The sequence below is a fragment of the Chryseobacterium sp. SIMBA_029 genome, assembly GCF_046535275.1.
GTDB lineage: Bacteria > Bacteroidota > Bacteroidia > Flavobacteriales > Weeksellaceae > Chryseobacterium.
In genome coordinates this window covers 48,908-71,504 of sequence record NZ_JAWRXA010000015.1, presented here as the reverse complement: position 1 = coordinate 71,504, position 22,597 = coordinate 48,908, and the positions used below count along the sequence as shown (strand labels likewise).

General features: G+C 36.7%; 22 protein-coding genes. 19 read left to right on the top strand and 3 right to left on the bottom strand.

Annotation, left to right across the window (positions count from 1 at the left end; translation table 11 throughout):
- Positions 1 to 14 precede the first annotated feature (14 nt).
- From SB679_RS21775 to SB679_RS21730, 10 genes are all read left to right on the top strand, one after another.
- Positions 15 to 329: a hypothetical protein gene (locus SB679_RS21775; RefSeq protein ID WP_410704399.1), complete on the top strand. Its 315-nt coding sequence runs from the start codon at positions 15 to 17 to the stop codon at positions 327 to 329.
- A 1-nt stretch (position 330) separates the two neighbouring features.
- Positions 331 to 744, top strand: coding sequence for a PaaI family thioesterase (locus tag SB679_RS21770; RefSeq protein WP_410704398.1), 414 nt, complete (start codon positions 331 to 333; stop codon positions 742 to 744).
- Positions 745 to 826: 82 nt separating this feature from the next.
- Positions 827 to 2,032, top strand: a complete 1,206-nt coding sequence (gene pcaF / locus SB679_RS21765; protein WP_410704397.1) for a 3-oxoadipyl-CoA thiolase — start codon at positions 827 to 829, stop codon at positions 2,030 to 2,032.
- A gap of 128 nt (positions 2,033 to 2,160) precedes the next feature.
- Positions 2,161 to 2,754, top strand: coding sequence for a transferase hexapeptide repeat family protein (locus SB679_RS21760; RefSeq protein WP_410704396.1), 594 nt, complete (start codon positions 2,161 to 2,163; stop codon positions 2,752 to 2,754).
- Positions 2,755 to 3,023: 269 nt separating this feature from the next.
- The gene (locus tag SB679_RS21755; RefSeq protein WP_410704395.1) at positions 3,024 to 3,851 is read left to right on the top strand and encodes an alpha/beta hydrolase; all 828 of its coding nucleotides are present in this window, start codon (positions 3,024 to 3,026) and stop codon (positions 3,849 to 3,851) included.
- A 123-nt stretch (positions 3,852 to 3,974) separates the two neighbouring features.
- Entirely contained in the window at positions 3,975 to 6,470 is a 2,496-nt protein-coding gene (paaZ, locus tag SB679_RS21750; protein ID WP_410704394.1) for a phenylacetic acid degradation bifunctional protein PaaZ, read from the top strand.
- 158 nt (positions 6,471 to 6,628) lie between these two features.
- Positions 6,629 to 7,165, top strand: a complete 537-nt coding sequence (locus SB679_RS21745; RefSeq protein WP_410704393.1) for an SMI1/KNR4 family protein — start codon at positions 6,629 to 6,631, stop codon at positions 7,163 to 7,165.
- A 50-nt stretch (positions 7,166 to 7,215) separates the two neighbouring features.
- A complete protein-coding gene (locus tag SB679_RS21740) occupies positions 7,216 to 8,001 on the top strand; it encodes a DUF4241 domain-containing protein (protein WP_410704392.1) in 786 nt (261 codons plus the stop codon).
- A gap of 2 nt (positions 8,002 to 8,003) precedes the next feature.
- Positions 8,004 to 8,702, top strand: coding sequence for an SMUG2 DNA glycosylase family protein (locus SB679_RS21735; protein WP_410704391.1), 699 nt, complete (start codon positions 8,004 to 8,006; stop codon positions 8,700 to 8,702).
- Between the two features lie 72 nt (positions 8,703 to 8,774).
- Entirely contained in the window at positions 8,775 to 11,444 is a 2,670-nt protein-coding gene (locus SB679_RS21730; protein WP_410704390.1) for a DEAD/DEAH box helicase family protein, read from the top strand.
- A gap of 219 nt (positions 11,445 to 11,663) precedes the next feature.
- Here the strand turns inward: SB679_RS21730 and SB679_RS21725 are convergent, their stop codons facing one another.
- Genes SB679_RS21725 through SB679_RS21715 form a run of 3 tightly spaced genes read right to left on the bottom strand, consistent with a single transcriptional unit; the run spans position 11,664 to position 13,675 of the window.
- A complete protein-coding gene (locus SB679_RS21725) occupies positions 11,664 to 12,500 on the bottom strand; it encodes a T9SS type A sorting domain-containing protein (protein WP_410704389.1) in 837 nt (278 codons plus the stop codon).
- Positions 12,501 to 12,534: 34 nt separating this feature from the next.
- Positions 12,535 to 13,077, bottom strand: coding sequence for a phage tail protein (locus SB679_RS21720; RefSeq protein ID WP_317741796.1), 543 nt, complete (start codon positions 13,075 to 13,077; stop codon positions 12,535 to 12,537).
- Between the two features lie 55 nt (positions 13,078 to 13,132).
- Positions 13,133 to 13,675: a phage tail protein gene (locus tag SB679_RS21715; RefSeq protein WP_410704388.1), complete on the bottom strand. Its 543-nt coding sequence runs from the start codon at positions 13,673 to 13,675 to the stop codon at positions 13,133 to 13,135.
- 254 nt (positions 13,676 to 13,929) lie between these two features.
- Between SB679_RS21715 and SB679_RS21710 the strand changes: the two genes are divergently transcribed.
- From SB679_RS21710 to SB679_RS21670, 9 genes are all read left to right on the top strand, one after another.
- The gene (locus SB679_RS21710) at positions 13,930 to 14,694 is read left to right on the top strand and encodes an enoyl-CoA hydratase/isomerase family protein (RefSeq protein WP_410704387.1); all 765 of its coding nucleotides are present in this window, start codon (positions 13,930 to 13,932) and stop codon (positions 14,692 to 14,694) included.
- Positions 14,695 to 14,941: 247 nt separating this feature from the next.
- Complete coding sequence (locus SB679_RS21705) at positions 14,942 to 17,890, top strand: SusC/RagA family TonB-linked outer membrane protein (protein WP_410704386.1); 2,949 nt, start codon at positions 14,942 to 14,944, stop codon at positions 17,888 to 17,890.
- A gap of 10 nt (positions 17,891 to 17,900) precedes the next feature.
- The gene (locus SB679_RS21700; RefSeq protein ID WP_410704385.1) at positions 17,901 to 19,445 is read left to right on the top strand and encodes a RagB/SusD family nutrient uptake outer membrane protein; all 1,545 of its coding nucleotides are present in this window, start codon (positions 17,901 to 17,903) and stop codon (positions 19,443 to 19,445) included.
- A 147-nt stretch (positions 19,446 to 19,592) separates the two neighbouring features.
- Positions 19,593 to 20,210: a hypothetical protein gene (locus tag SB679_RS21695; protein ID WP_410704384.1), complete on the top strand. Its 618-nt coding sequence runs from the start codon at positions 19,593 to 19,595 to the stop codon at positions 20,208 to 20,210.
- A 92-nt stretch (positions 20,211 to 20,302) separates the two neighbouring features.
- A complete protein-coding gene (locus SB679_RS21690) occupies positions 20,303 to 20,593 on the top strand; it encodes a winged helix-turn-helix domain-containing protein (RefSeq protein WP_410704383.1) in 291 nt (96 codons plus the stop codon).
- A gap of 61 nt (positions 20,594 to 20,654) precedes the next feature.
- Entirely contained in the window at positions 20,655 to 21,500 is an 846-nt protein-coding gene (locus SB679_RS21685; RefSeq protein ID WP_410704382.1) for a metallophosphoesterase, read from the top strand.
- Positions 21,497 to 21,793, top strand: coding sequence for a hypothetical protein (locus SB679_RS21680; RefSeq protein ID WP_410704381.1), 297 nt, complete (start codon positions 21,497 to 21,499; stop codon positions 21,791 to 21,793). The genes SB679_RS21685 and SB679_RS21680 overlap by 4 nt, the downstream gene beginning before the upstream one ends.
- 11 nt (positions 21,794 to 21,804) lie before the next feature.
- Positions 21,805 to 22,290 carry a Coq4 family protein gene (locus SB679_RS21675; protein ID WP_410704380.1) on the top strand — a complete coding sequence of 162 codons (486 nt, stop codon included), beginning with the start codon at positions 21,805 to 21,807 and terminating at the stop codon, positions 22,288 to 22,290.
- 4 nt (positions 22,291 to 22,294) lie between these two features.
- Entirely contained in the window at positions 22,295 to 22,585 is a 291-nt protein-coding gene (locus tag SB679_RS21670; protein ID WP_410704379.1) for a hypothetical protein, read from the top strand.
- Positions 22,586 to 22,597: the final 12 nt, after the last annotated feature.

The window sequence follows — 22,597 nt, the reverse complement described above, 5'->3', positions numbered from 1 at the left end:
TTAGATTAAAATTAATGGATATAGATGAATTTAAAATTGAGCTGGAAACAAGGCTTTTAATTGAAAAAAACTATGTAATTCAGGAAATTGCTTCGATCTGTGATGATCAAGAGAGACTTGGATTATTAGGGAAATTTAATGAAAAATATAAAGACTTGGTAAAACGGTTAGCCCATGAAAACGGAATCGACTTAAACGCTCCTTATCCAATTGAAAATTCATCCAATTCAGAAAATCTTTCCTATGAACAAGTAATTCTTGGTAAAACCATGAGTATTTATGATCAGTTGGTTGAAGAATTATATGAAGAAATAACAAGTATAGAGTAAAATGAATCCAAGACAAGTTGCAGACTATATGTTCGATCAGGATTATTTTTCCCAGTGGATGAATATCAAAATGATTGAAGTACAAGAAAATTATTGTTTACTAGAAATGCCCATCAGGCAGGAAATGTTGAATGGCCTTAAAACCGTTCACGGAGGAGTTACATTTGCTTTTGCAGATTCGGCATTAGCATTTTCGTCCAACAATTCTGGAGAGGCGGCAGTAGCATTAAACTGTATCATCAGTTTTACCAAAGCCGGAAAAGAAGGCGATATTTTCAGAGCTGAAAGTAAACTGGTAAACAATACAAGAAAAACCGCTGTTTACGACATCAATATTACCAATCAACATGAAGAACTGATTGCAAAATTTGTCGGGACAGTTTATAAAATCGGAAAAAAAGTAACAGAACTATAAAAGATATATAGACGTCAGATGTCAGATAACAGATTCTTGTTTGTCTGAAACCTGAAATCTAGCATCTAAAAATCTAATAAAAATGAACAACGTATACATCATAGATTACATAAGAACTCCTATTTCAAAACTGCAGGGAGGATTATCAGAAGTTAGAGCTGATGATCTGGCGGCGGTTGTCCTTAAAGAAATTGTGGGAAGAAACCCTGAAGTTCCTGTTGAGGAAATTGAAGACGTTATTTTCGGATGTGCCAATCAGGCAGGAGAAGATAACCGTAATGTTGCAAGAATGGGACTTTTACTGGCCGGACTTCCTTACAAAATAGGAGGTGAAACCGTCAACAGATTATGTGCTTCAGGAATGTCAGCTGTAGCCAATGCTTTCAGATCGATTGCATCAGGGGAGGGTGAAATTTACATTGCAGGAGGAGTAGAGCATATGACGCGTTCTCCGTATGTAATGTCAAAACCAAGTGCCGCTTTCGGAAGAGACAGCCAACTATTTGACACCACTTTCGGATGGCGTTTTATCAACCCCAAAATGAAAGAATTGTACGGTGTTGACGGAATGGGAGATACCGCTGAAAACCTTGCGGATATGCACCAGATCAGCAGAGAAGATCAGGATAAATTTGCGCTTTGGTCTCAGCAGAAAGCTACAAAAGCACAGGAAAGCGGAAGACTGGCGGAAGAAATTGTAAAAGTTGAAATCCCACAGAAAAAAGGAGAACCGAAAATTTTCGATACAGACGAATTTATCAAGCCAACATCTTCTATGGAAGGATTAGGGAAACTTCGTCCTGCTTTCAGAAAAGAAGGAACCGTTACAGCCGGAAATGCTTCAGGAATGAACGACGGTGCAGCAGCATTGATCCTGGCAAGTGAAGAAGCAGTAAAAAAATACGGATTAAAACCAAAAGCTAAGATCTTAGGATCTTCGGTAGCAGGTGTTGAGCCAAGAATTATGGGAATCGGACCTGTGGAAGCAACACAGAAACTCTTAAAAAGATTAAACCTGTCTTTAGAAGATATGGATGTTATCGAATTAAATGAAGCGTTTGCAGCTCAATCATTGGCAGTAACAAGAAGCTTAGGACTAAAAGACGATGATGCAAGAATAAATCCAAATGGAGGAGCGATTGCGATTGGGCATCCTCTTGGAGTTTCTGGAGCAAGAATCATTGGTTCTGCAGCGATAGAGCTTCAAAAGCAGAATAAAAAATATGCATTATGTACGCTTTGTATCGGTGTCGGTCAAGGCTATGCAATGGTAATTGAAAAAGTATAGCTTTTTTACTATAACAATCTAAAAATGTATCAATGTAACAATTCCTGTCATTCTGAGCAAAGTGAAGAATCTCAATTGGTAAACTGTTAGATTGATACATTGTTAAATTAAATTTTTAATAAAATTTCATGAATATCTACTCATATCACGGGATTCGCCCTATCATAAAACCATCGGCCTATATTCATCCGCAGGCCGTAATCATTGGAAATGTAGAAATAGGCGAAGAAGTATATATTGGTCCCAATGCGGTCATCCGTGGCGACTGGGGTAAAATTATTATAAAAGACGGAGCCAATGTTCAGGAAAACTGTACACTCCACGTTTTTCCCAATATTGAAACTATTTTAGAAGAATCAGCACACATTGGGCATGGTGCTATTATCCATTCCGGGCATATCGGGAAGAACTGTCTGGTAGGAATGAATGCTGTGGTAATGGATAAAGCTGTGATCGGTGATGAATGCATCATTGGAGCATTAGCTTTTGTTCCTGCCAACTTTACATGTGGGCCAAGAAAATTAATTGTTGGAAGTCCGGCAAAAATTATCAGGGATGTTTCTGATGATATGATTCATTGGAAAACACAGGGTACAAAACTGTATCAGGAATTGGCAAGAGAAGGGAAGGATGCCATTCTTTCGTGCGAGCCGTTTTCAGAATATGTAGAACAGATCCCTACGAAAGTGGTGGATTATAGCATCTGGGCAGATTTGAAATAATTGCTCTTGCTGAAATTTATGGGAAATATATTTACTTTAAGAAACTTCTTACGTTCCTTAGTTTTAGGGATTATAAATTTGGTGCTTTATTATCTGTTTAAAATTATTTTTACACATGATCATGAAGATTATATGCTCTATGTAATCATGTTCTTTACATTTTTTTTTATAAATTTTGTTTTAGGCAATGGCAACAGAACATGGAAAGACCTGGTTAAAAGCATAAAGAAAAGCTCATAGTTTTTTAAAGATTAAAAATGAAATAAAGTATGATTAAAAAACTTCTAATTTTCTGCAGTATTCTGTTTGCATTTCAGTTTATGGTATTAGCGCAGAATGAAACAGTAAAACCACTTACCATTGGGGAAACAGTCACCTTAAAGTCTACGATCTTAAAAGAAGAGAGAACTTTAAATATCTATCTTCCTTTGGGTTTTGATAAAGCTAAATCATATCCCGTAATCTATCTTCTGGATGGAAGCATGAATGAAGATTTTATCCATGTTTCAGGACTGGTTCAGTTCTTTAATCAAATGTATGCTATGCCGGAGACGATTGTTGTGGGAATAGCCAACGTAGACCGTAAAAGAGATTTTACCTACCATACAGATTTAAAAGATTTACAAAAAGACTATCCTACTACAGGACATTCTGATGTCTTTATCAGCTTTCTTGAGAAAGAATTGAAACCTTATGTAGAAAGTCATTACAAAACAGCAGATACCTATATATTCGGACAGTCTTTGGGTGGACTTCTGGCAACGGAAATTTTATTAAAAAAGCCTGAAATGTTCAATAATTATTTCATCATAAGCCCAAGTTTGTGGTGGGATGATCAAAGTCTGATTAAACAGGCAAAACAGCTGCTTTCTAAAAGTCCTGACACGAAAAAGTTTGTGTATGTTTCTGTAGGAAAAGGCGAACATCCTGTGATGGTAAAAGATGCAGAATCCATCTATGATATTCTTAAAAATTCGAACAAGAAAAACTGGACGGTAGAATATAAAATGATGGAAGGTGATAACCATGCAACCATTCTTCACAGAAGTCTGTATGAAGGACTGGTAAAAATGTTTCCTTATAAAGAACCGAAATAAAAATAAATAAATGTAACAATATATCAATGTGAAAATCTAATCATTATGTGCTTGCATGTCAAGTTTATAGGAGTAACTCACTGCCAAACTGTTAGATGGACACATTGTTAAATTAAATATTTTATGGAAAAATTAAAAAACTATATCTACGGAGAATGGGTAGAAGGTACCGGAAACGGAATTCCTTTATACAATGCTGTAACGGGAGAGCAGGTTGCTGTTTCAGATACAGAAGGCCTTAATTTTGAACAGGCTCTTGATTATGGAAGAACAATAGGGTACAAGAACCTTTCTTCTATGACGTTCTACGATCGTGGAGAAATGTTGAAAAAAGTAGCACTATATCTTTTAGAAAGAAAGAAAAAATATTACGAACTATCATATAAAACAGGAGCTACGCATGCAGACTCATGGGTAGATATTGAAGGAGGGTTTGGTACCTTTTTCACCTATTCCGGATTGGCAAAAAGAATGCTTCCGAATACTCCGTTTTGGGTAGATGGTGAAACTCAGAAGATTTCTGCCAACGGAACTTTTCTGGGAACTCATATTTTAACTCCTAGTGAAGGAGTTTCTGTACAGATCAATGCCTATAACTTTCCGGTTTGGGGAATGCTGGAGAAGCTGTCAACTTCATTATTGGCGGGAGTTCCAAGTATTGTAAAACCATCTCCTTACGGTTCTTATTTAACCAATGCTGTTTTTCAGGATATGATTGAAAGTGGAGTCCTTCCTGAAGGTGCCCTTCAACTGGTTTGCGGTGAACCCGGAAATATTCTGGATTACGTACAGGATGGAGATTCTGTCTTGTTCACAGGCTCTGCAACGACAGGTAGAAAATTGAAATCTTTACCTTCAGTGTCTGGAAATTCTGTGCGTTTCAATATGGAAGCCGATTCCCTGAACTGTTCCATTCTTGGATTAGATGCAAAACCGGGAACCCCTGAATTTGATCTCTTCATTAAAGAAGTTCGTACGGAAATGACAACAAAGGCCGGTCAGAAATGTACGGCGATCAGAAGAATTATCGTTCCTGAACATTTGATAGGTGACGTTCAGAATGCCTTATCCAAAGCGTTGGATCAAACCAAAATAGGAAATCCATTAAGCAGAGAAACCAGAATGGGATCTTTAGTGGGAAAACAACAATACGATGAAGTTCTTAGAAAAGTTAATATTTTAAAAACCGAAACAGAGCTTGTATACGACGGAAAACATGAATTAGTAGATGCTGATTACGAAAACGGAGCATTTATGAGTCCGAAATTATTCCTGAATGACAAGCCTTTCGAAAAAAATATCTCTCACGATGTGGAGGCTTTCGGACCCGTTTCTACTCTGATGCCTTATAAAGATGCCGAAGAAGCAGCTGCGCTGGCAAAAAGAGGAAAAGGAAGTTTGGTAGGTTCTATCATTTCTCATGATGACCAGTTTATCGCTGAAACTTCATGGAAAATGGCTTCCCAGCACGGAAGAATCTTTGTGTTGAACAGAGATAATGCAAAAGAAAGCACAGGACATGGTTCGCCACTTCCTACTTTAATGCATGGAGGACCTGGTAGAGCAGGAGGTGGAGAAGAAATGGGCGGATTGAACGGCTTACATTTCTTCCTTCAAAAAACAGCGATTCAGGGATCACCGGATGTTCTGACAGCGATTACTAAAATTTATCAGCAGGGAGCAGAGAAAAAATTCGCAGACAAACATCCTTTCCAAAAATATTTTGAAGATGTTGAAGTCGGAGATTCATTAGAAACGGCAGGAAGAACAGTTACCGATGCAGATATCGTTAACTTCTCCAATGTTTCATGGGATCATTTCTATGCCCACACAGATGCAACAAGTTTAACAGGAACTATTTTTGATAAAACCGTAGCACACGGATATTTCATCCTTTCAGCGGCGGCAGGATTATTTGTTTCCGGTAAAAAAGGCCCTGTTATTGCCAATTATGGATTAGAAAATTGTAATTTCTTTAAACCGGTATACGCAGGGGATACCATTACGGTATACTTAACGGCAAAAGAAAAGGTAAACCGTGGTGTAAAAGGCAGAAACATACCTTCAGGAGTGGTAAAATGGCTGGTTGAAGTTGTTAATCAGCGTGAAGAAGTAGTTTGTGTAGCTACGATCTTAACATTGGTAGCGAAGAAATCTCCATTTATCGATTTGAAAGTAAAAGCTGTTGAGAAAATTCTGAACGGTTTAACAGATCACACTTCGGCAAAATGGGGTAAAATGTCTCCTCAGCAAATGATTGAGCACTTGGAACATGGCGTTTTGGTAAGTTTAGGCGAACCCGAAGCAGAAAAATGCTATACTCCGGAAGAGCAGCTTGAAAAATGGCAGGATTCCCTTTATAATCACAGAAAAATGCCGAAAGATTTCCCGGCTCCTTTTCTGGCGGAAGATGAAAAATTGTTAGAATTAAGACATAAAAATCTTGAAGCTGCAAAACAGTCTTTCATAGATAATTTGAAGAAATTTTCAGTGTATTATAAAGAAAATCCACAGGCAGAACATATGAATTTTGTTTTTGGAAAATTAAACAAAGAAATGTGGGAATTAATGCACAGTAAGCATTTTACCCATCATTTTGAGCAGTTTGGATTGATTTAATTCAAAATAAAATATAAATTGATACTCCCTTTTGGTTTTTACCGGAAGGGATTTTTGTTGTCCCTGATAAAATCTTAGTTGAATAAAGGCTTTTCTTAAAAATGATAAGTACTTTTACAGGAATACTAATATCAGAATCTCATTTATTTACAAAAAATATGGAATTACAATTTTTCAAAGACTTCGATTTTACCAATTTCTGGAATGAAAGCAGCTATTCAGTAAGAGATTATATTGAAGATTACCCCAATGATGAAATGATTGCATCAGTGGAAAGTGAACTGGGATATAAACTTCCCGCTTCTTATATTGAGTTGATGAGGTATCAGAATGGCGGCTTAGTAAACAAATCCTGTTTTCCTACTGCTGAAAGTACTTCCTGGGCAGATGATCACATCGCAATTACCGGAATTATGGGGATTGGACGTGAAAAAACATATTCTCTTTGTGGCGAACTTGGAAGTCGGTTTATGATGGATGAATGGGGATATCCGGATACAGGAGTGTATATTGCCGACTGTCCTTCCGCAGGACACGATATGGTGATGCTGGATTATTCCATATGCGGGAAAGAGGGAGAACCTGAAGTTGTGCATGTAGATCAGGAAGATGATTATAAGAAAACCTTTCTGGCAAAAGATTTTGAAACCTTCATTAAAGGATTAAAAGACGAAGATGAATTTGATTTAGATTAAATAATCAGTATTTTTAACTCTTAATTCATCAAATCATAAAATAAAAAACAATGAACGAAAGTTGGATGCAAAAATGGGAAGAACAGAAAGATGTTCTCGTATGTCCCACAGATTTAGAATCTTATTTTACCTCTGAGGAAATTCTTTCTCAAAAAATGGAAGTGATGGAAATAGGAAACGTTTCCCTTCCTTCCGGAAAAGTAATTGTAAGAGATCCGTTGGTCTATTTGAATGCAGGAGAAAAACCTTATTTCATTGAAACTCCGAAAGGAGATTTTCCCGTAAAGATTGCTGTGGTAAAATCAGAAGAATGGGGAGACAGGTATGCCGTTGCCAAAGTACAGTTTACCGATGAAAAGCCCGTTATTTATCGCGAAGCACTCTTGGGTAACGAAGACATTGAAGAAGTGGGGGAAGGTGATTATTTTGGATTTGCAGTAGACGCCGGATTGGCGTGTATTACGGATGTTACTGTGCTTCCTGCATTTGATAAATTCCTTACAGAAATCAATGCGGATAATATCTACGATGATTATTTTGCGGGTCTTTTTGCACAGAGCTATAAAGATCACCCTGACAATCAAAGAGATCTCGGAGACTGGATCAACTGGATGATTCCTAACACATCTTATCATATACCAATCTTTGCAAGTGGTTTTGGTGATGGTGCTTATCCGGTATATTTTGCTTACGATGCACAAGATCAGATCTCTGGGTTGTATATTCAGTTTATTGATATTGAACTGGCATTGTCTGATGACGATGAGGAAGAATACGAAGAAGAAAATGACGATGATAACAATGAACCTGAAGATTTCGTTTTTCTTAAAGACTAGGTATGAATAAAACTTTTGCTGATCAGGTTGTTCAGTTTAACGAAAATCTGGAATATGCAGGGGATCTACCTGAAGGTTTTCAGGTATTAAATCCCTATGTAGATAATCCGGAAACGATGGAAGTTATGCAGAAGTTTTATCAAAAATATTATAACGATTCCAATCAGAGAAGATTCATCATCGGAATTAATCCCAGTCGTCATGGAGCAGGAGTTACAGGAGTTCCGTTTACCGATACAAAACGGTTAGAAAGCGTTTGTGGAATTACCATGAAATCAGCCCATACCCACGAAATTTCTTCCGTCTTTATGTATGATATGATTGCAGAATATGGGGGTGCAGATGAATTTTACAATGATTGTTATATCAATTCACCATTTCCGCTGGCTATTGTAAGAAAAACAAAAAACGGTGAAGTCAATGCAAATTATTATGACGATAAAAAGCTGTTTGAAGCGGTAAAAGATTTTATGATTGATTCTTTAAAGAATCACGTCAGTTTAAATCTCGATACCTCAGAGGTGTTTGTTCTCGGAAAAAAGAATGCGGAATTCATCTCTAAACTGAATAAAGAAGCAAAGCTTTTTGAAAGAATGACTATTCTGGAACATCCAAGATATATTCAGCAGTATAAGCTGAAAGAAAAACAAATGTATATCGATAAGTATGTACTGGCTTTAAAAAATGCCATAGTATCTTAACTCCTGAAATCTAAATATAACAAAAGAGGTAATTCTATCCATTGAATTACCTCTTTTTTATTAAATTGTATCATGAATTTTTTCCCTGAAAACATAACATTTAAATATCCCTGGCGGACCTATCAGAAAAACTTTCTCAGTCATCTCAATGATTATCTTACCGATAATCATCTGCATGTTGTGGCGCCACCGGGTTCAGGAAAAACAGTATTGGGACTGGAAGTTATGCTTAGACTTAATAAGCCCTCATTAATCGTAGCCCCTACCTTGGCGATCAGGAATCAATGGATACAGCGTTTTTGCGAATTGTTTTTGGGTACAGATGCCGTTCCGGAATGGATATCTACGGATATCAGAAATCCAGGTTTTATGACGGTAACCACCTATCAGGGTGTGCATGCAGCCTGTAATAATGGTAAAGAAGATTCAGATGATATTTCTTCCAATAATACAATCTCAGCAATTGTGAAAAGTCTTAAAAAACAGAAAGTGGGAACTATTATTCTTGATGAGGCTCATCACCTGAAAAATGCATGGTGGAGAAGTTTAATGGATATAAAAAGTGAAATCAATCCAACTATCGTAGCCCTTACTGCAACCCCTCCTTTTGATATTTCTGCATTGGAATGGCAGCGGTATATACAACTGAACGGTCCTGTAGATCTGGAAATTTCGGTTCCTGAACTCATGCTTGAAGGAGATTTATGTCCCCATCAAGATTTGGTATATTTTAACCTTCCTACAGAAAAAGAGCAGAAGAAAATAGAATACTACTATACCCATGCCGACGAATTTTTTAAAGAGATTAAAAATGATGGGCTGCTTTTAACAACAATTGAAACCCATCCTGTGTATCAGAATCCTGCAGGACATCTGGATTGGATCTATGAAAATATGTCGTCTTATTCATCAGTATTAATATATCTGAATGATAGAGGAAGGAAAATACCAGATCTGCATTTTGAGATTATCGGCGATCAGCAAAAATACATTCCCGAATTTGATTTTTTCTGGCTGGAAGAATTGCTCGATTTTTATTTGTTTTTAAATGAAACAGATGTTTCGGAACACCGTCTCGATCTTGAAAATAGGTTGAGAAGGCATGGATTTATTGAAAATAAAAAAGTGAGCTTTTTTACTAACAAAAATCTTGTTCAGGCTTTAAATTCAAGTATCGGAAAATTGCAGGGAATCAAAGATATTGCTGATTCCGAATATGCATCACTGAAAGAAGATTTGAAAATGGTGATTCTTACTGATTTTATCAGAAAAGAATACATCAGTACGGAACAACAAAATAATTTTGAACTGGATAAAATAGGTGCCATTTCTATTTTTGAAAAATTGAGACGGGAAAACCATAATGATAAAAAAATTGGAGTACTTACAGGAAGTATTGTGATTATACCCAAGTTGTCTAAACCCCTTTTTGATGAGCTTTGCAGTAAAAATTCGGTTTCAAACGTTACCGTTTCTTCACTTTCCTATGATGAGAATTATCTTATCATTCACAGCAATGATCAGTTAAGTCATCATATTGTGTCCATTGTTACCGAAATTTTTCAGTCAGGAGAAATTCAGATTTTAGTAGGAACAAAATCCCTGTTAGGAGAGGGATGGGATGCGCCTAAAATGAATACACTGGTGTTGGCAAGTTTTATAAGTTCTTTTGTCCTGTCCAATCAGATGAGGGGAAGAGTAATGAGAACCCAAAAAGATGAACCCTCTAAGACAGGTAATATCTGGCACCTGATATGCTTTGATGAAAAAAGCCAAACAGGGGGAGAAGACCTCAATGTCATGAAAAAGCGTTTTAAAACCTTCGTAGGGATTTCAAATAATGGAAATCCTGCTATTGAAAACAACTTTGAAAGACTCAATATCAAAACCATTGAAAGCAGCGATGAAATACAAATAATTAATAAGGAGACCTTGATGTTGGCTAATAGCAGAAATCACCTCGGAAGCAGGTGGCAGACGGCATTGGCAAAAGGTAATATTCTTATTGAAGAAATTCAAATTCCCGGCGAAAATCAGCGTGAAGCCAGCCAGATGAAGATGAAATATCTCAATAAAATGATGGGTAACCTTTCAATGGTTTTGATATCTTCTTTTGTAATGTTTTGGTGGGATGTTTTTCTGGGGATTTTCAGATCATCAAAATCCATACATTCTACACTACATTTTTCCTTGTTTGGTTTTATATTCGGCTTTGTTGGATTTACAGTGTATGGCGGTAGATTTTACAGAGCACTAAGACAATATTTTAAATATAAAAATATCACAAAGAATATCGTAATATTGGGGAATGTAATTGTGAAAAACCTGGTAAATGAAAGGGTAATCCGGACTCCTGTAGAAAATTTATCTGTGGTAAGCAATAAAGATGCTGAAGGAAGAGCCGTTTGCTATTTACAAGGTGGAACTCATTATGAACAGTCACAATTTATTACAACTTTGCAGGAGCTGATTGCTCCGGTCGATAATCCCAGATATCTCCTTAAACAAAAAGTGTATTCATTGTTCAGAGGGCAAAGCAGTTATTATCCGGTTCCTGAAATCTTTGCGAAGAACAAGAAAAGTGCAGAATTTTTTAATGCAACCTGGAATGATTTAATGGAAAAGTCTGAGTTGGTTTTTACGAGAACTGTAGAAGGAAGAAAAATACTGCTGAAATTAAGGTTCCATTCTTTGATGAAAAGAAATACAAGAATTGAACATATTCATAAATGGACCAGATAAAATAAAATCCCTTGAAAATTATCAAGGGATTTATCATTTATGCATTAGAATCGCAGGGAAGCTGAATCTTTTTCATACTGTTTACAAGCGTTTTTATAATACAGTAGAAACATTGAGTGCATTTTTGTTCATATCATGACTGCTCATTGAGAGAATAAAGTTTTCATGGTTATTGTTTATTTATTCAGAAAGCAGACTGCTACAATGAAATGCTTCGTATTAATCTTTAATGATTTTATGAGATTCTGATAAGGTTTTAAGAATATATACTCCTTTCGGTAATTCAGTAATGTTGGATTCATTCACTCCCTTTTTTACTTCCAGAGTTTTCACAAGTTTTCCGGTCTGATCATACATTTCTGCCTTTGAGCTTTCATCCGTTTTGATGGTAAAGACTCCTTTAGTAGGATTAGGATAAACACTCATTGTTTTCGATGAGGCTTTTGTTTCGCCAGTAGCTAAAACTACACCCGTATCTTTTACCCAGGTAAAGGCATCAACACCAAGATAACGATAATCTCCACCAATAGTCAGTTGAAGCTGATCAATAATAATGTTCGAATAGTTTTGCCCGTTCAGGTTGGTCAGATCAATCAATGTATACCCGTTGGTAGTTCCCAAAGATGTTGCAAAGCCATTGCTTTTAGTTTGGGTAAACTTAGTGACACCAGACAGTTTACCTGTAATGGTAAGCGTACCCGCAGCATTTTGGTTAATAAGATAATTGGCTAAAAACACCCAGAATCTGTTGACTTTAAACAAATTTGAAGTGGTTTTTATACTAAAAGAAACGTTGGCATTGGCCAGTGTTGCAGTTCCTGTATTATCAATATATCTGTTGTCATTCGCTGTACCGTTCCATCCTGTGTTGGCGAAGTTTCCAATGTCAAAAAGCGAAGCCGGAGCATTATGCGAAATGATATTAAAGATTACGCCGTTATCTGTGAAACTCGTACTTCCACTGGATTCAGTTTCGAATACTTCTGTACTTGTCTGCGCGAAGGTGAAAAGGGAAATGAGCAGACTACAAATCGTAAAAAAAGTAGTTCTTTTCATGATTTTAATTTTTAGGTTGTTTATAAATTCTTGTTTATGGCCTTGAAGGATAAATACCTTCTACACAAATAATGTAGTTTAGCCCTAAATAAGGAGGCATATTGTTGATCGGCAAATTCTGACCGATAAAGGAAACAGATCTTGGATTAATTACAGTATCAGGATCACCATCTACATAACTTGGTATAGGACTAAATTCTCTTCCGTTTGGGATGCCTGTAATGGCTAAAGAAGAATTGGCAGATGGTGTCGTAGAATTAGCATTAACGTTGGCTACTTTTACCTGGCTTGTAAAGCTTGGTAAGTTTGAATTAAGTAGTGTTGTTTGTGCAGAACCCGACATTTCACCAAGTTCATATGACTTTCCAGTGCTTGAGTTTCCTGATCCAATAGGATAGCGCCCGTTAAGGTTAGGTAATGCAAAAGTCGTTTGACCATCGCCACCGTAGGTAGTTCCTAAAATTGAAAAAAGTGCAGTATTGTTTGCGATGCTTAATAAAGCTCCGTTGCATAATAAAAAACCTCTAGGTGCAAAGTTTCCTGCGAATAATTTGATTGTGCCCATTAATTCTTCCATGATAAAATAGTTTTTTCAGTTGTTAATTTTTTTAGTACGTTGTTGTTTTCAAAATTTATGGTCTTGAAGGATAAATACCTGATATGCAGATGATATAATTTAATCCTAAGTATGGAGGCATATTATTGATGGGTAGATTCTGACCTGTAAAAGAAACTGATTTTGCATTGATCGTTGTGTTAGGATCACCATCTACAAAACTAGGTACAGGATTGAATTCTCTACCATTCGGGGTTCCTGTGATAGCAATTGATGAAGTAGCAGAAGGGGTTACAGCATTGGCATTGGTATTGGCAACCTTTATTTGGCTGATGAAGCTGGGTAGATTCTGCTGATTAAGAGTTGTCTGAGTGGTACCCGCCTGTGTTCCTAAAGGATAATATTCATTTGCATTTACATTTCCTGCTCCTATAGGATAACGTCCTTGTAAATTGGGTAAAGCAAAATTTCTTACACCGTCGCCACCATAGGTAGTCCCTAAAATTGAGAAAAGTGCAGAATTGCTTTGAATAGCTAATAAACTTCCATCGCACATCAGGTAACCTTTGGGTGCAAAGTTGCCAGCAAATAATTTAATAACTCCGATCATTTCGTCCATGGTAAATATTTTTTCAGTTATACATTTCCTACTCTTATATTGGCTTTTCGGATTCCGCCTTTAGGTTTTATTAACAAGTCAAAGGAACAATATAAAACAGGGCGGTAGTAGAGTAGAAAATACCAAATTGGTCTTTCCGTATTTATACTGATGATGAAATAAGCGATGTAGTAAAGCAATTTAATTTTATACGCTTTAATTCTTTCTGAAACAGCCGTATTTAGTATTTTTGTATAAATCCAATTAAAATAAAAATGAACGAATTCGTAGCATCAGAAATTAAAAACAATATTGCCGAAATTACATTTGGAACCCCAAAAAGCAATTCACTGCCGGGAGCTATTTTAGAAAAACTGGCGCAGACTATTTTAGATGAAGGCGCTAAAGATGAGGTAAAAGCTATTGTAGTAAAAAGTGAAGGCGAGAAAGCTTTCTGTGCAGGAGCAAGCTTTGATGAACTTTTGGCTATTAATGAACTGGAAAATTCAACGAAATTTTTCGGAGGTTTTGCAAAAGTATTGAACGCCATGAAAAATTGCGGGAAAATAGTTGTGGTAAGAGTTCAGGGAAAAACAACCGGTGGAGGAGTAGGCATTGCCTGCGGTGCAGATTATTGTTTTGCTACTAAAGATGCTGCTTTAGCCCTAACGGAGATCAATTTAGGAATCGGACCATTCGTTATTGGACCTTATGTTGAAAGAAAAATTGGTAAATCACAGTTCTCTGCAATGGCTATTGATGCGGATTTCAGATCTGCAGCATGGGCAGAACAGCATAATGTTTATCATTCTGTTTCAGAAAATATTGAAGAAATGGACGTGAAGCTGGAGAAATTTCTACAGACTTTAGCTTCCAGAAGCAGTGATGCACTTGCATTGATCAAAAAGGTTTCCTGGGAAGGAACAGACCATTTTAATGAATTGATGCCTGCAAGAATTCATATGAGCGCAAGTCTGATATTGGAAGAATCGGCGAAGAAAAATATTGAAACCATTAAAGAAAAATTGAGAACGAAATAGCTTCTGAATGAGCATTTTAAAAAGGCCGTTGAACTCGTTCAACGGCCTTTTTTATGGCTAAAAAACAAAAATAAACGAACGATTGTTAGTTTTGTTAATATTGAACCGTTAATCAATTGATTGATTTAATTATTTTACTTGGTATAATTGTCTTATATGGATACTAATTATTTAAAAAATTAACAAATATTTGTATATGTTAATATTTATTAACATATTTGCCAGGTTAATATTAAAATTTGTTAATATGAAATTACGATTGTCTTTAATAACTACTGCTGTTCTCTTCTTCGCAGGAGGGCAGGCGGTTGAAGCTCAACGGTCTAAAAAAGATACGATTGGTGAGCAAAAAATAGATGAGGTTGTTATTGTTGCTTATGGATCCCAGAAGAAGGAAACGTTAGTAGGCTCCAATACAGAAGTGAAAGCAAAACAGTTTGCAGACCGCCCGATTTCTAACATTGCTCAGGCAATAGATGGAGCGAGTGCGGGGGTGAAAGTAAGTACCAGTACGGGCCAGCCGGGAGCATCACCTAGTATTCAGATTAGAGGTATCGGGTCTTACGGCATCTCTACAGCACCCCTATATGTAGTAGATGGTGTGATCTTTACAGGAGCGCTTTCAGCACTTAACCCGAATGATATTGCATCATTTAACATCTTGAAAGATGCAGCTTCTACTTCACTGTATGGTTCTGCAGCAGCTAATGGTGTTGTTTTGATCACAACGAAAACAGGAAAAAAAGGTGCTGATGCTTTAAGCTTCAGTATGAGTACGGGATATGTGGGAAGAGCAATCCCTGAATATAGCAGGGTGAATGCCGCTCAATACTATCCTCTTATCTGGGAAGCCATGAGAAATGGACGTCTGACTGCTGTTCCGGGTAGTACTATAACAGATGCAAACAATTATGCTACAGCCAATTTGATTTCAGGTGTTTTAAAAACAAATATTTTTAATGTAGCTGATAATCAATTAGTCATAAATGGAATTTTAAATCCCAATGCTCAATTAAGATATACAGATTTAGACTGGCAGGGGCCGTTGTTCAATACCGGATTCAGACAGAATTATGAATTAAACTACAGTGGAGGAACAAATAAAACTACTTATTTTTCTTCTGTAAGTTATACCAACGAAACCGGATATCTTATTAAATCTGATTTTGAAAGATTTACAGCCAGATTAAAAGTAGATTCTCAGGTTAAAAACTGGCTTAAAGTAGGAACCAGTATCAGTGCGGTTTCATCCAATGGAAATAACTCTGTAGATGGAGCAGATAATAATTCTGCCTATATTAATCCGTATGCATGGACCAGAACTATGGGACCAATTTACAGTCCTTATGCTCATGATCCTACCACCTTTGCAACCATGTACGATGCATTTGGAAACATAGTGTATGATGCAGGAAATGCAAGAGGTGCTGATGCAGCGGCGGGAAGAAATATTATTCAGGAAACACTTCTGAATAAAGATATTTCTAAAAATTATTATATCATTTCAAGAGCCTATGCGGAAATTAAGGTAGATCCTTATTTAACCCTATCCACTAATGTTGGGTATGATATCCGAAATAACAGAAGAAGCAGATATATCAATAAAGTGATCGGAGATGCTGCTCCAGGAGGTGCTGCTGAAAAAACCACCTATACAGAACAGACGATTACATGGAACCAGTTGTTGAACTACAAAAGAAAATTCGGATCTCATAATTTTGAATTTTTATTAGGTCATGAAAACTATAAATATATCTATGAATATATGTATGGATATAAGCAGGGACAAACAGTGGATAACAATGATGAGTTGATCAATTTTGTTACCCCTACATCTCTGACTTCACAAACGGATAACTATAGAAAAGAAAGTGTTTTCTCAAGATTGAATTACGATTATGATTCTAAATACCTATTATCAGGATCTATCCGTTGGGATGCTTCATCCAGATTCAGCAAAGATGTAAGATGGAATTCTTTCTGGTCTGTAGGGGCAGGATGGAGAATCAAAGGAGAAGATTTCCTGAAAGAGTCTAACCTTATTAGTGATTTGAAATTACGAGGTTCTTACGGAGAAGTAGGAAATGACGGTACCAACAGCTACTATATGTATAAGAATACATTCAGCTTAGGGTATAATAATGCGAATGAGCCGGGAATATTATTCGGATTCCTTGCAGATCCTACTATTACATGGGAAACTAATAAACAAAGTGATGTAGGGCTTGATTTTGGATTCTTCAACAACAGAATTAATGGTTCGGTTGAATATTATAACAGAACTACATCTGATTTGATCTTCCCGGTACCAACGCCTGTATCTTCAGGGGTTCCAAACAATAATATCAGCAGAAATGTTGGAACGATGTACAACCGTGGTTTTGAAATTACTATCGGTGGAGATGTAATCAAAAATGAAAACTTCACTTGGAGTCTAAATGCGAATGCTTCAACTCTTAAAAACCAAATCACAGGATTGTCTAACGGAATCACTGAGATTATTAATGGAACTAAGAAAATTTCTGTAGGACATTCTGTTTATGATTACTGGTTGAGACAATGGTATGGAGTAGATCCCGCAGACGGTTCTCCTTTATTCTTAGTAGCGGATGCCTTTGCTAATACAACAGCTACCGATATCAGAACTGTTAACGGAACAAAGGTGACGACCAACTTCAATAAAGCGAAGTATGATTATTCCGGGACGGCAATTCCTGATTTATTTGGAAGTTTCGGTACATCATTTACCTATAAGAACTGGTCTGTTTCTGCAATGTTTACGTATCAGTTAGGAGGTAAAACCTACGACTCTAACTATGCTTCTTTGATGTCAAGTTATTCTCAGGGAGGGGCATTAAGTACAGATATCTTGAATAGATGGACAACTCCTGGACAAATTACGGATACACCGGCATTGAATTCATCTACTTATACAAGTTCTAACGCAGCTTCAAGCAGATGGCTGGTAAAATCAGATTTTATTACTTTCAGACAAGCAAATTTAACGTATAGTTTCAATCCGGAAATGATTTCAAGGTTTGGATTATCCGGTTTAAAACTAATGGTATCAGGAGAAAATCTTTGGAGCAAAACAGCTAGAAAAGGATTGGAGCCTTCTCAGGCTTTCAATGGAACAACGACCAACAGATATTCTCCGGCTAGAATTGTAACCATAGGATTTAACTTGTCATTCTAAAAATTCAATTATGAAAAATATTACAAAACATTATAAAAAATTGGCAGTGCTTTCCGCTGCAGTGCTCACATTAGCGCTCACTTCTTGTAAAAGTGATTATTTAGAAACAGATACTACCATTGCGGTGCCCGAAGATGCTGCATACTCAAGTGCTTCCAACCTTATGGCAATCATTAACGGAATGCATAGGAATTTGTATACAAGACAGAATGCTAATCAGGGTCAGAATGGTCAGGGTGGTATTATGATTATGATGGATGCCCTAGGAGAAGATCTTGTGTTTCCTTCTACGGGGAATGGCTGGTATATCTCTACGGTAAGATGGCAGGATCAGGTAAATGAAAATGCAACCAATGATTTTTTTCCTTATCAATTTTATTATGCCTTAATCAGAAATGCTAACCTGGTGATCGCTAATGGTCCTAATGTTCCTGTACCAACGGCTGCTGATGCTACTACAGTTAAAATGGCTATTGGAGAAGCGTTTGCATTCAGAGCTTTTTCATATTATATGCTGGTGCAGCTATACGGAAAAAGATATGTTCCTAATACAACAAATAGTCAGTTAGGAGTTCCTATTAAATTAGTGGCAGACGAAGTTCCAATGGCAAGAAATACCGTTGAAGAAGTATACACACAAATTAACAGTGATTTAGCGGAAGCATTATCAAGATTAAACGGTTCGAGAGCAACAAAATCTCATTTTAATGATAAAGTAGTATTGGGATTAAGAGCGAGAATTGCTTTGACTCAAGGAAACTATGCGTTGGCCGCATCTTCTGCTAAACTTGCAAGAACTGGATTTGATTTAATGAGTAGTGCTACTTATGCGTCTGGTTTTAATAACCTGGAAGGAAATGCAGAATGGCTTTGGGGTGCGACTATCATTGCAGATCAGACAGATTACTTCGGAAACTTTGGAGCCTATATGTCGAGAAACTATAACTCTACGAATATCAGACAGGCTCCTAAAGCAATGAATAGCAAACTTTATGCAATGTTCCCAAGTACTGATGTAAGAAGGCTGGTCGTTGATCCTCTAGGTAACCATTTGGGAGTAGCTCCAACTTCGATAACCCCAACGATACCGGCAGTTGCTTTATCTTCTGCTTATTCTAAATTTGCATATACCAGCCAGAAATTCCTATCAGTAAGTGCTTCAGACAGCAGAATGGATGTACCTTACATGAGAGCTGCTGAGATGTATCTTATCGAAGCTGAGGCTAAAGCTAAAGCTGGTGATGAAACGGGATCAAAAGTGGTCTTCAATGAGCTTACTAAAAAGAGAAATGATGCTTATACAGGAGCTACAACTACAGGCGCTGCTTATATCACAGAAGTTCTGAACAGCAGAAGAATGGAATTATGGGGCGAAGGATTCAGATTCCTTGATCTGAAAAGATTAAATCAAGGATTAGATAGAACTGGAGCCAACCATTCAACGGTAGTGGACAATAATGTTATTACGGTTGCGAACACTGATCCACGTTGGGAATATCTTATTCCAAGGACGGAGATCAATGCTAACCCGCTTATTGTTCAAAACCCATTATAAATTTTACACAAATTTTAATATTTTTTTTTAGAATCCTGCTTTTTAGCAGGGTTCTTTTTTTATATCATGAAATTATTTTATCAAAACGTAAAAAAAATATTGGAGGATTAAAAATAAATTCTAACTTTGTATTTCAAAGTTCTTTATATGGAGACAAAAAACTATCACGAAGATTTATCTCATATCCGTTCCATGATGGAGCGTTCTTCCAGATTCATTTCATTAAGTGGATTATCCGGTGTTGTTGCAGGGCTGACAGCACTCATTGGTGCCGGATATGTATATTTTGTGTTGAAGAGGGAAGGAATAAGTTATTTTGATGGAGACAGAAATATCTACCAACCGGAACTGGTTCGTGAACTTGTCATTATTGGAGCCTTGATTTTATTTGTGGCTTTATTGAGTGGATATATTTTCACAGCCAATAAGAGCAGAAAGAAAGGACTGAAGATTTGGGATGCTACCACCAAGCGTCTTTTAGTTACTTTCGTAGTACCTTTAATTACCGGAGGTATTTTTTGCCTGGCACTGCTTTTTCACCATCTTTTCGTATGGATAGCACCGGCAACTTTAATATTTTACGGTTTAGCATTAGTAAGTGCCGAACGGTATACTTTAACAGATGTTAAATATCTGGGATACTGCCAGATTGTTTTAGGATTGGTTTCTTTATTCTTTCTCGGTTGGGGATTGTTATTTTGGGCAATAGGCTTTGGCGTTCTTCATATAGTATACGGATCAATAATGCATAAAAAATATAAATAAACTTCTATAAGGCATACAGCATAAGGTATTGTTCTCATCAGATCAATATTTAATAGATCAACCTTTAATTTATTAATTAAAAATTCAAAATAGTGATTAACATCAATCAGCTCAACAAAGAATTCGAAAGCCGTGTAAGATTGGGAATTATGTCCGTTCTTATGGTCAACGACTGGGTTGATTTTTCTGAAATGAAAGGATTACTGGAAATTACGGACGGTAATCTGGCGAGCCACAGCACAGCTCTGGAAAAAGCAAGCTATATTGAAGTGAAAAAAGAATTTGTAGGAAAAAAACCAAAAACATCGTACCGCGTTACCCAAAATGGAAGACAGGCATTTACAGAACATCTTGATGCCTTGGAAAAATTATTAGGACGGTAAACCCTATATTTTTTTGAATTTTTACTTTGTAATTCAAAGTTCTTTGTTTAAAATATACCAAATGAATAGAAAAACATTTTTAAAAAAGATTTTGCAGCTTTCCATCCTTGGAAGTTTCCCGTTGCTATATTCGTGGCAGATTGAACCGTTTTGGATTGAATTTGTTCAAAGAAAGCTTCCTGTTAAAAACCTGCCGGAGCATCTTCATGGTAAAATACTCATGCAGATCTCTGATCTTCATGTCGGGAATCGTTTCGATTGGAACTTTTTGATAGAATCATTTCAGGAAGCCAAACAATTTAAGCCCGATTTTGTAGTCTATACAGGAGATTTTGTCAATTCAGGAATAGCTTCGGAATGTAACGACTTAAAGACAGTTATGAAGCACGCTGTATTGGGGAAGCTAGGTACTTTTGGAATATTAGGAAACCATGATTACGGGGAAAATTGGGAAGATCTTGAATGTGCAGAGAATATTAGCAGCATTGTGGAAAGTTCTGGAATTACCGTGATCAAGAATAATCAGGAAGAAAGTCATGGACTGAATTTTATAGGCTTTGAAGACCTGTGGTCTCCCAATTTTAATCCATCAGAAGTAATGAAAGACTATGACTCTTCAAAAGCCAATATTGTACTCTGCCACAATCCCGATGCATGTGATAAAGATATCTGGAACGGGTATCAGGGATGGATTTTAAGCGGGCACACGCACGGAGGGCAATGCAGGATCCCCGGCATAATTACACCGGTTCTCCCTGTGAAAAATAAAAAATACGTGTCTGGGGAAATTGATCTTCAGGATGGGAGAATGTTGTATATCAACCGTGCTGTAGGTCATTCTTTCCAGGTCAGGTTTATGGTTCGTCCCGAAATTACAGTTTTTACTTTAACGCAAGCTTACTCATGATGAAAGATAAAGATATTATAAACACGGGTAAAGTAATTTTCAGATTCTCTTTGTTACTGGGAAGTATATGTCTTTTTGGATATATGTTCACAAGGAATGACGATTTTGAAAACGCAGGTTTTATACTTCTTGTTTTGGGCTCAGCGGTCAACCTGATAGTAGTTTTTGGACTGTTGGTTTATGGCTTTTGTAATACAGCTAGAATGGAAGCCTGCGTGTATACTGCTATAACTCTTTTAACTCTTATTCCTATTGCTATTTTGTATGCCGTGATAGGCTTTTGTATCCTTTAAAAAAATAAATTATGAAAAAATTACGTGTCAGCTTTTTACTTTTTGTGTACGGAATTACTCAAAAATTATACAGAACCTACTTTAAAAAGAAGAAAAGACAGTGGCAGTTCAATGAAAAACAGCTGCTCGAGTTTCAGGAAGATTCCTTGGGACGGAAATTAGGAGAATTCTATAAACGCCATGGATTTTCAATGATCCCGAAAATGGAAAATCATGATGTGCATCATCTTATTACGGGATGCGGAACTCAATTCGAGGACGAGATTGCCATGCAGTATCTCCTGCTGGGAAATGGTAAACTGAATGCTCATCTTCTTGCTGCAATCGTATTGGGAAGCCTTATTCTTCCGGAATACTTCAGAATGTATATCAAAGCCTACAAAAAAGGACAGGATATGAAACCGTTTTACCATTGGGATTTTGAAAGTCTGTTATGGCAGAATTTTGATCACATTAAGGATTTTATCCAGCAGAAAAATACAACCGCTCTTTATTAATAATATGAGAAATATACAATTCAGTCCACTTGGGAAAAATACCTTTCTTTTTTTCCTGTTATTGGGAAGCTGCCTGTTGGTCTTATTTCTTATCACACGGGCGGACATCGTTGTGGTTTGCGGTTTTTATTATGTAATGGCTGTAGCGGTAATTAATATCCTTATTCTGTTGTATGAACTTATAGAGTTTCTTACCGATGTTTCTGAAAGAAAAGACAGTGGGAACTCTATATGGCTGATGCTCCTGAATATTCCCATAACGCTCCTGTATCTCTCAATTGTCATTAATTCTTAAATCTTTCAATCT

Coding starts and splice junctions, on each gene's coding strand:
- SB679_RS21740 (WP_410704392.1), top strand. CDS start 7,216: ATGAACGAAAGTTGGATGCAAAAATGGGAAGAACAGAAAGATGTTCTC.
- SB679_RS21755 (WP_410704395.1), top strand. CDS start 3,024: ATGATTAAAAAACTTCTAATTTTCTGCAGTATTCTGTTTGCATTTCAG.
- SB679_RS21700 (WP_410704385.1), top strand. CDS start 17,901: ATGAAAAATATTACAAAACATTATAAAAAATTGGCAGTGCTTTCCGCT.
- SB679_RS21670 (WP_410704379.1), top strand. CDS start 22,295: ATGAGAAATATACAATTCAGTCCACTTGGGAAAAATACCTTTCTTTTT.
- SB679_RS21705 (WP_410704386.1), top strand. CDS start 14,942: ATGAAATTACGATTGTCTTTAATAACTACTGCTGTTCTCTTCTTCGCA.
- SB679_RS21710 (WP_410704387.1), top strand. CDS start 13,930: ATGAACGAATTCGTAGCATCAGAAATTAAAAACAATATTGCCGAAATT.
- SB679_RS21680 (WP_410704381.1), top strand. CDS start 21,497: ATGATGAAAGATAAAGATATTATAAACACGGGTAAAGTAATTTTCAGA.
- paaZ (WP_410704394.1), top strand. CDS start 3,975: ATGGAAAAATTAAAAAACTATATCTACGGAGAATGGGTAGAAGGTACC.
- SB679_RS21685 (WP_410704382.1), top strand. CDS start 20,655: ATGAATAGAAAAACATTTTTAAAAAAGATTTTGCAGCTTTCCATCCTT.
- SB679_RS21730 (WP_410704390.1), top strand. CDS start 8,775: ATGAATTTTTTCCCTGAAAACATAACATTTAAATATCCCTGGCGGACC.
- SB679_RS21695 (WP_410704384.1), top strand. CDS start 19,593: ATGGAGACAAAAAACTATCACGAAGATTTATCTCATATCCGTTCCATG.
- SB679_RS21725 (WP_410704389.1), bottom strand. CDS start 12,500: ATGAAAAGAACTACTTTTTTTACGATTTGTAGTCTGCTCATTTCCCTT.
- SB679_RS21760 (WP_410704396.1), top strand. CDS start 2,161: ATGAATATCTACTCATATCACGGGATTCGCCCTATCATAAAACCATCG.
- SB679_RS21735 (WP_410704391.1), top strand. CDS start 8,004: ATGAATAAAACTTTTGCTGATCAGGTTGTTCAGTTTAACGAAAATCTG.
- pcaF (WP_410704397.1), top strand. CDS start 827: ATGAACAACGTATACATCATAGATTACATAAGAACTCCTATTTCAAAA.
- SB679_RS21745 (WP_410704393.1), top strand. CDS start 6,629: ATGGAATTACAATTTTTCAAAGACTTCGATTTTACCAATTTCTGGAAT.
- SB679_RS21720 (WP_317741796.1), bottom strand. CDS start 13,077: ATGGAAGAATTAATGGGCACAATCAAATTATTCGCAGGAAACTTTGCA.
- SB679_RS21675 (WP_410704380.1), top strand. CDS start 21,805: ATGAAAAAATTACGTGTCAGCTTTTTACTTTTTGTGTACGGAATTACT.
- SB679_RS21775 (WP_410704399.1), top strand. CDS start 15: ATGGATATAGATGAATTTAAAATTGAGCTGGAAACAAGGCTTTTAATT.
- SB679_RS21770 (WP_410704398.1), top strand. CDS start 331: ATGAATCCAAGACAAGTTGCAGACTATATGTTCGATCAGGATTATTTT.
- SB679_RS21715 (WP_410704388.1), bottom strand. CDS start 13,675: ATGGACGAAATGATCGGAGTTATTAAATTATTTGCTGGCAACTTTGCA.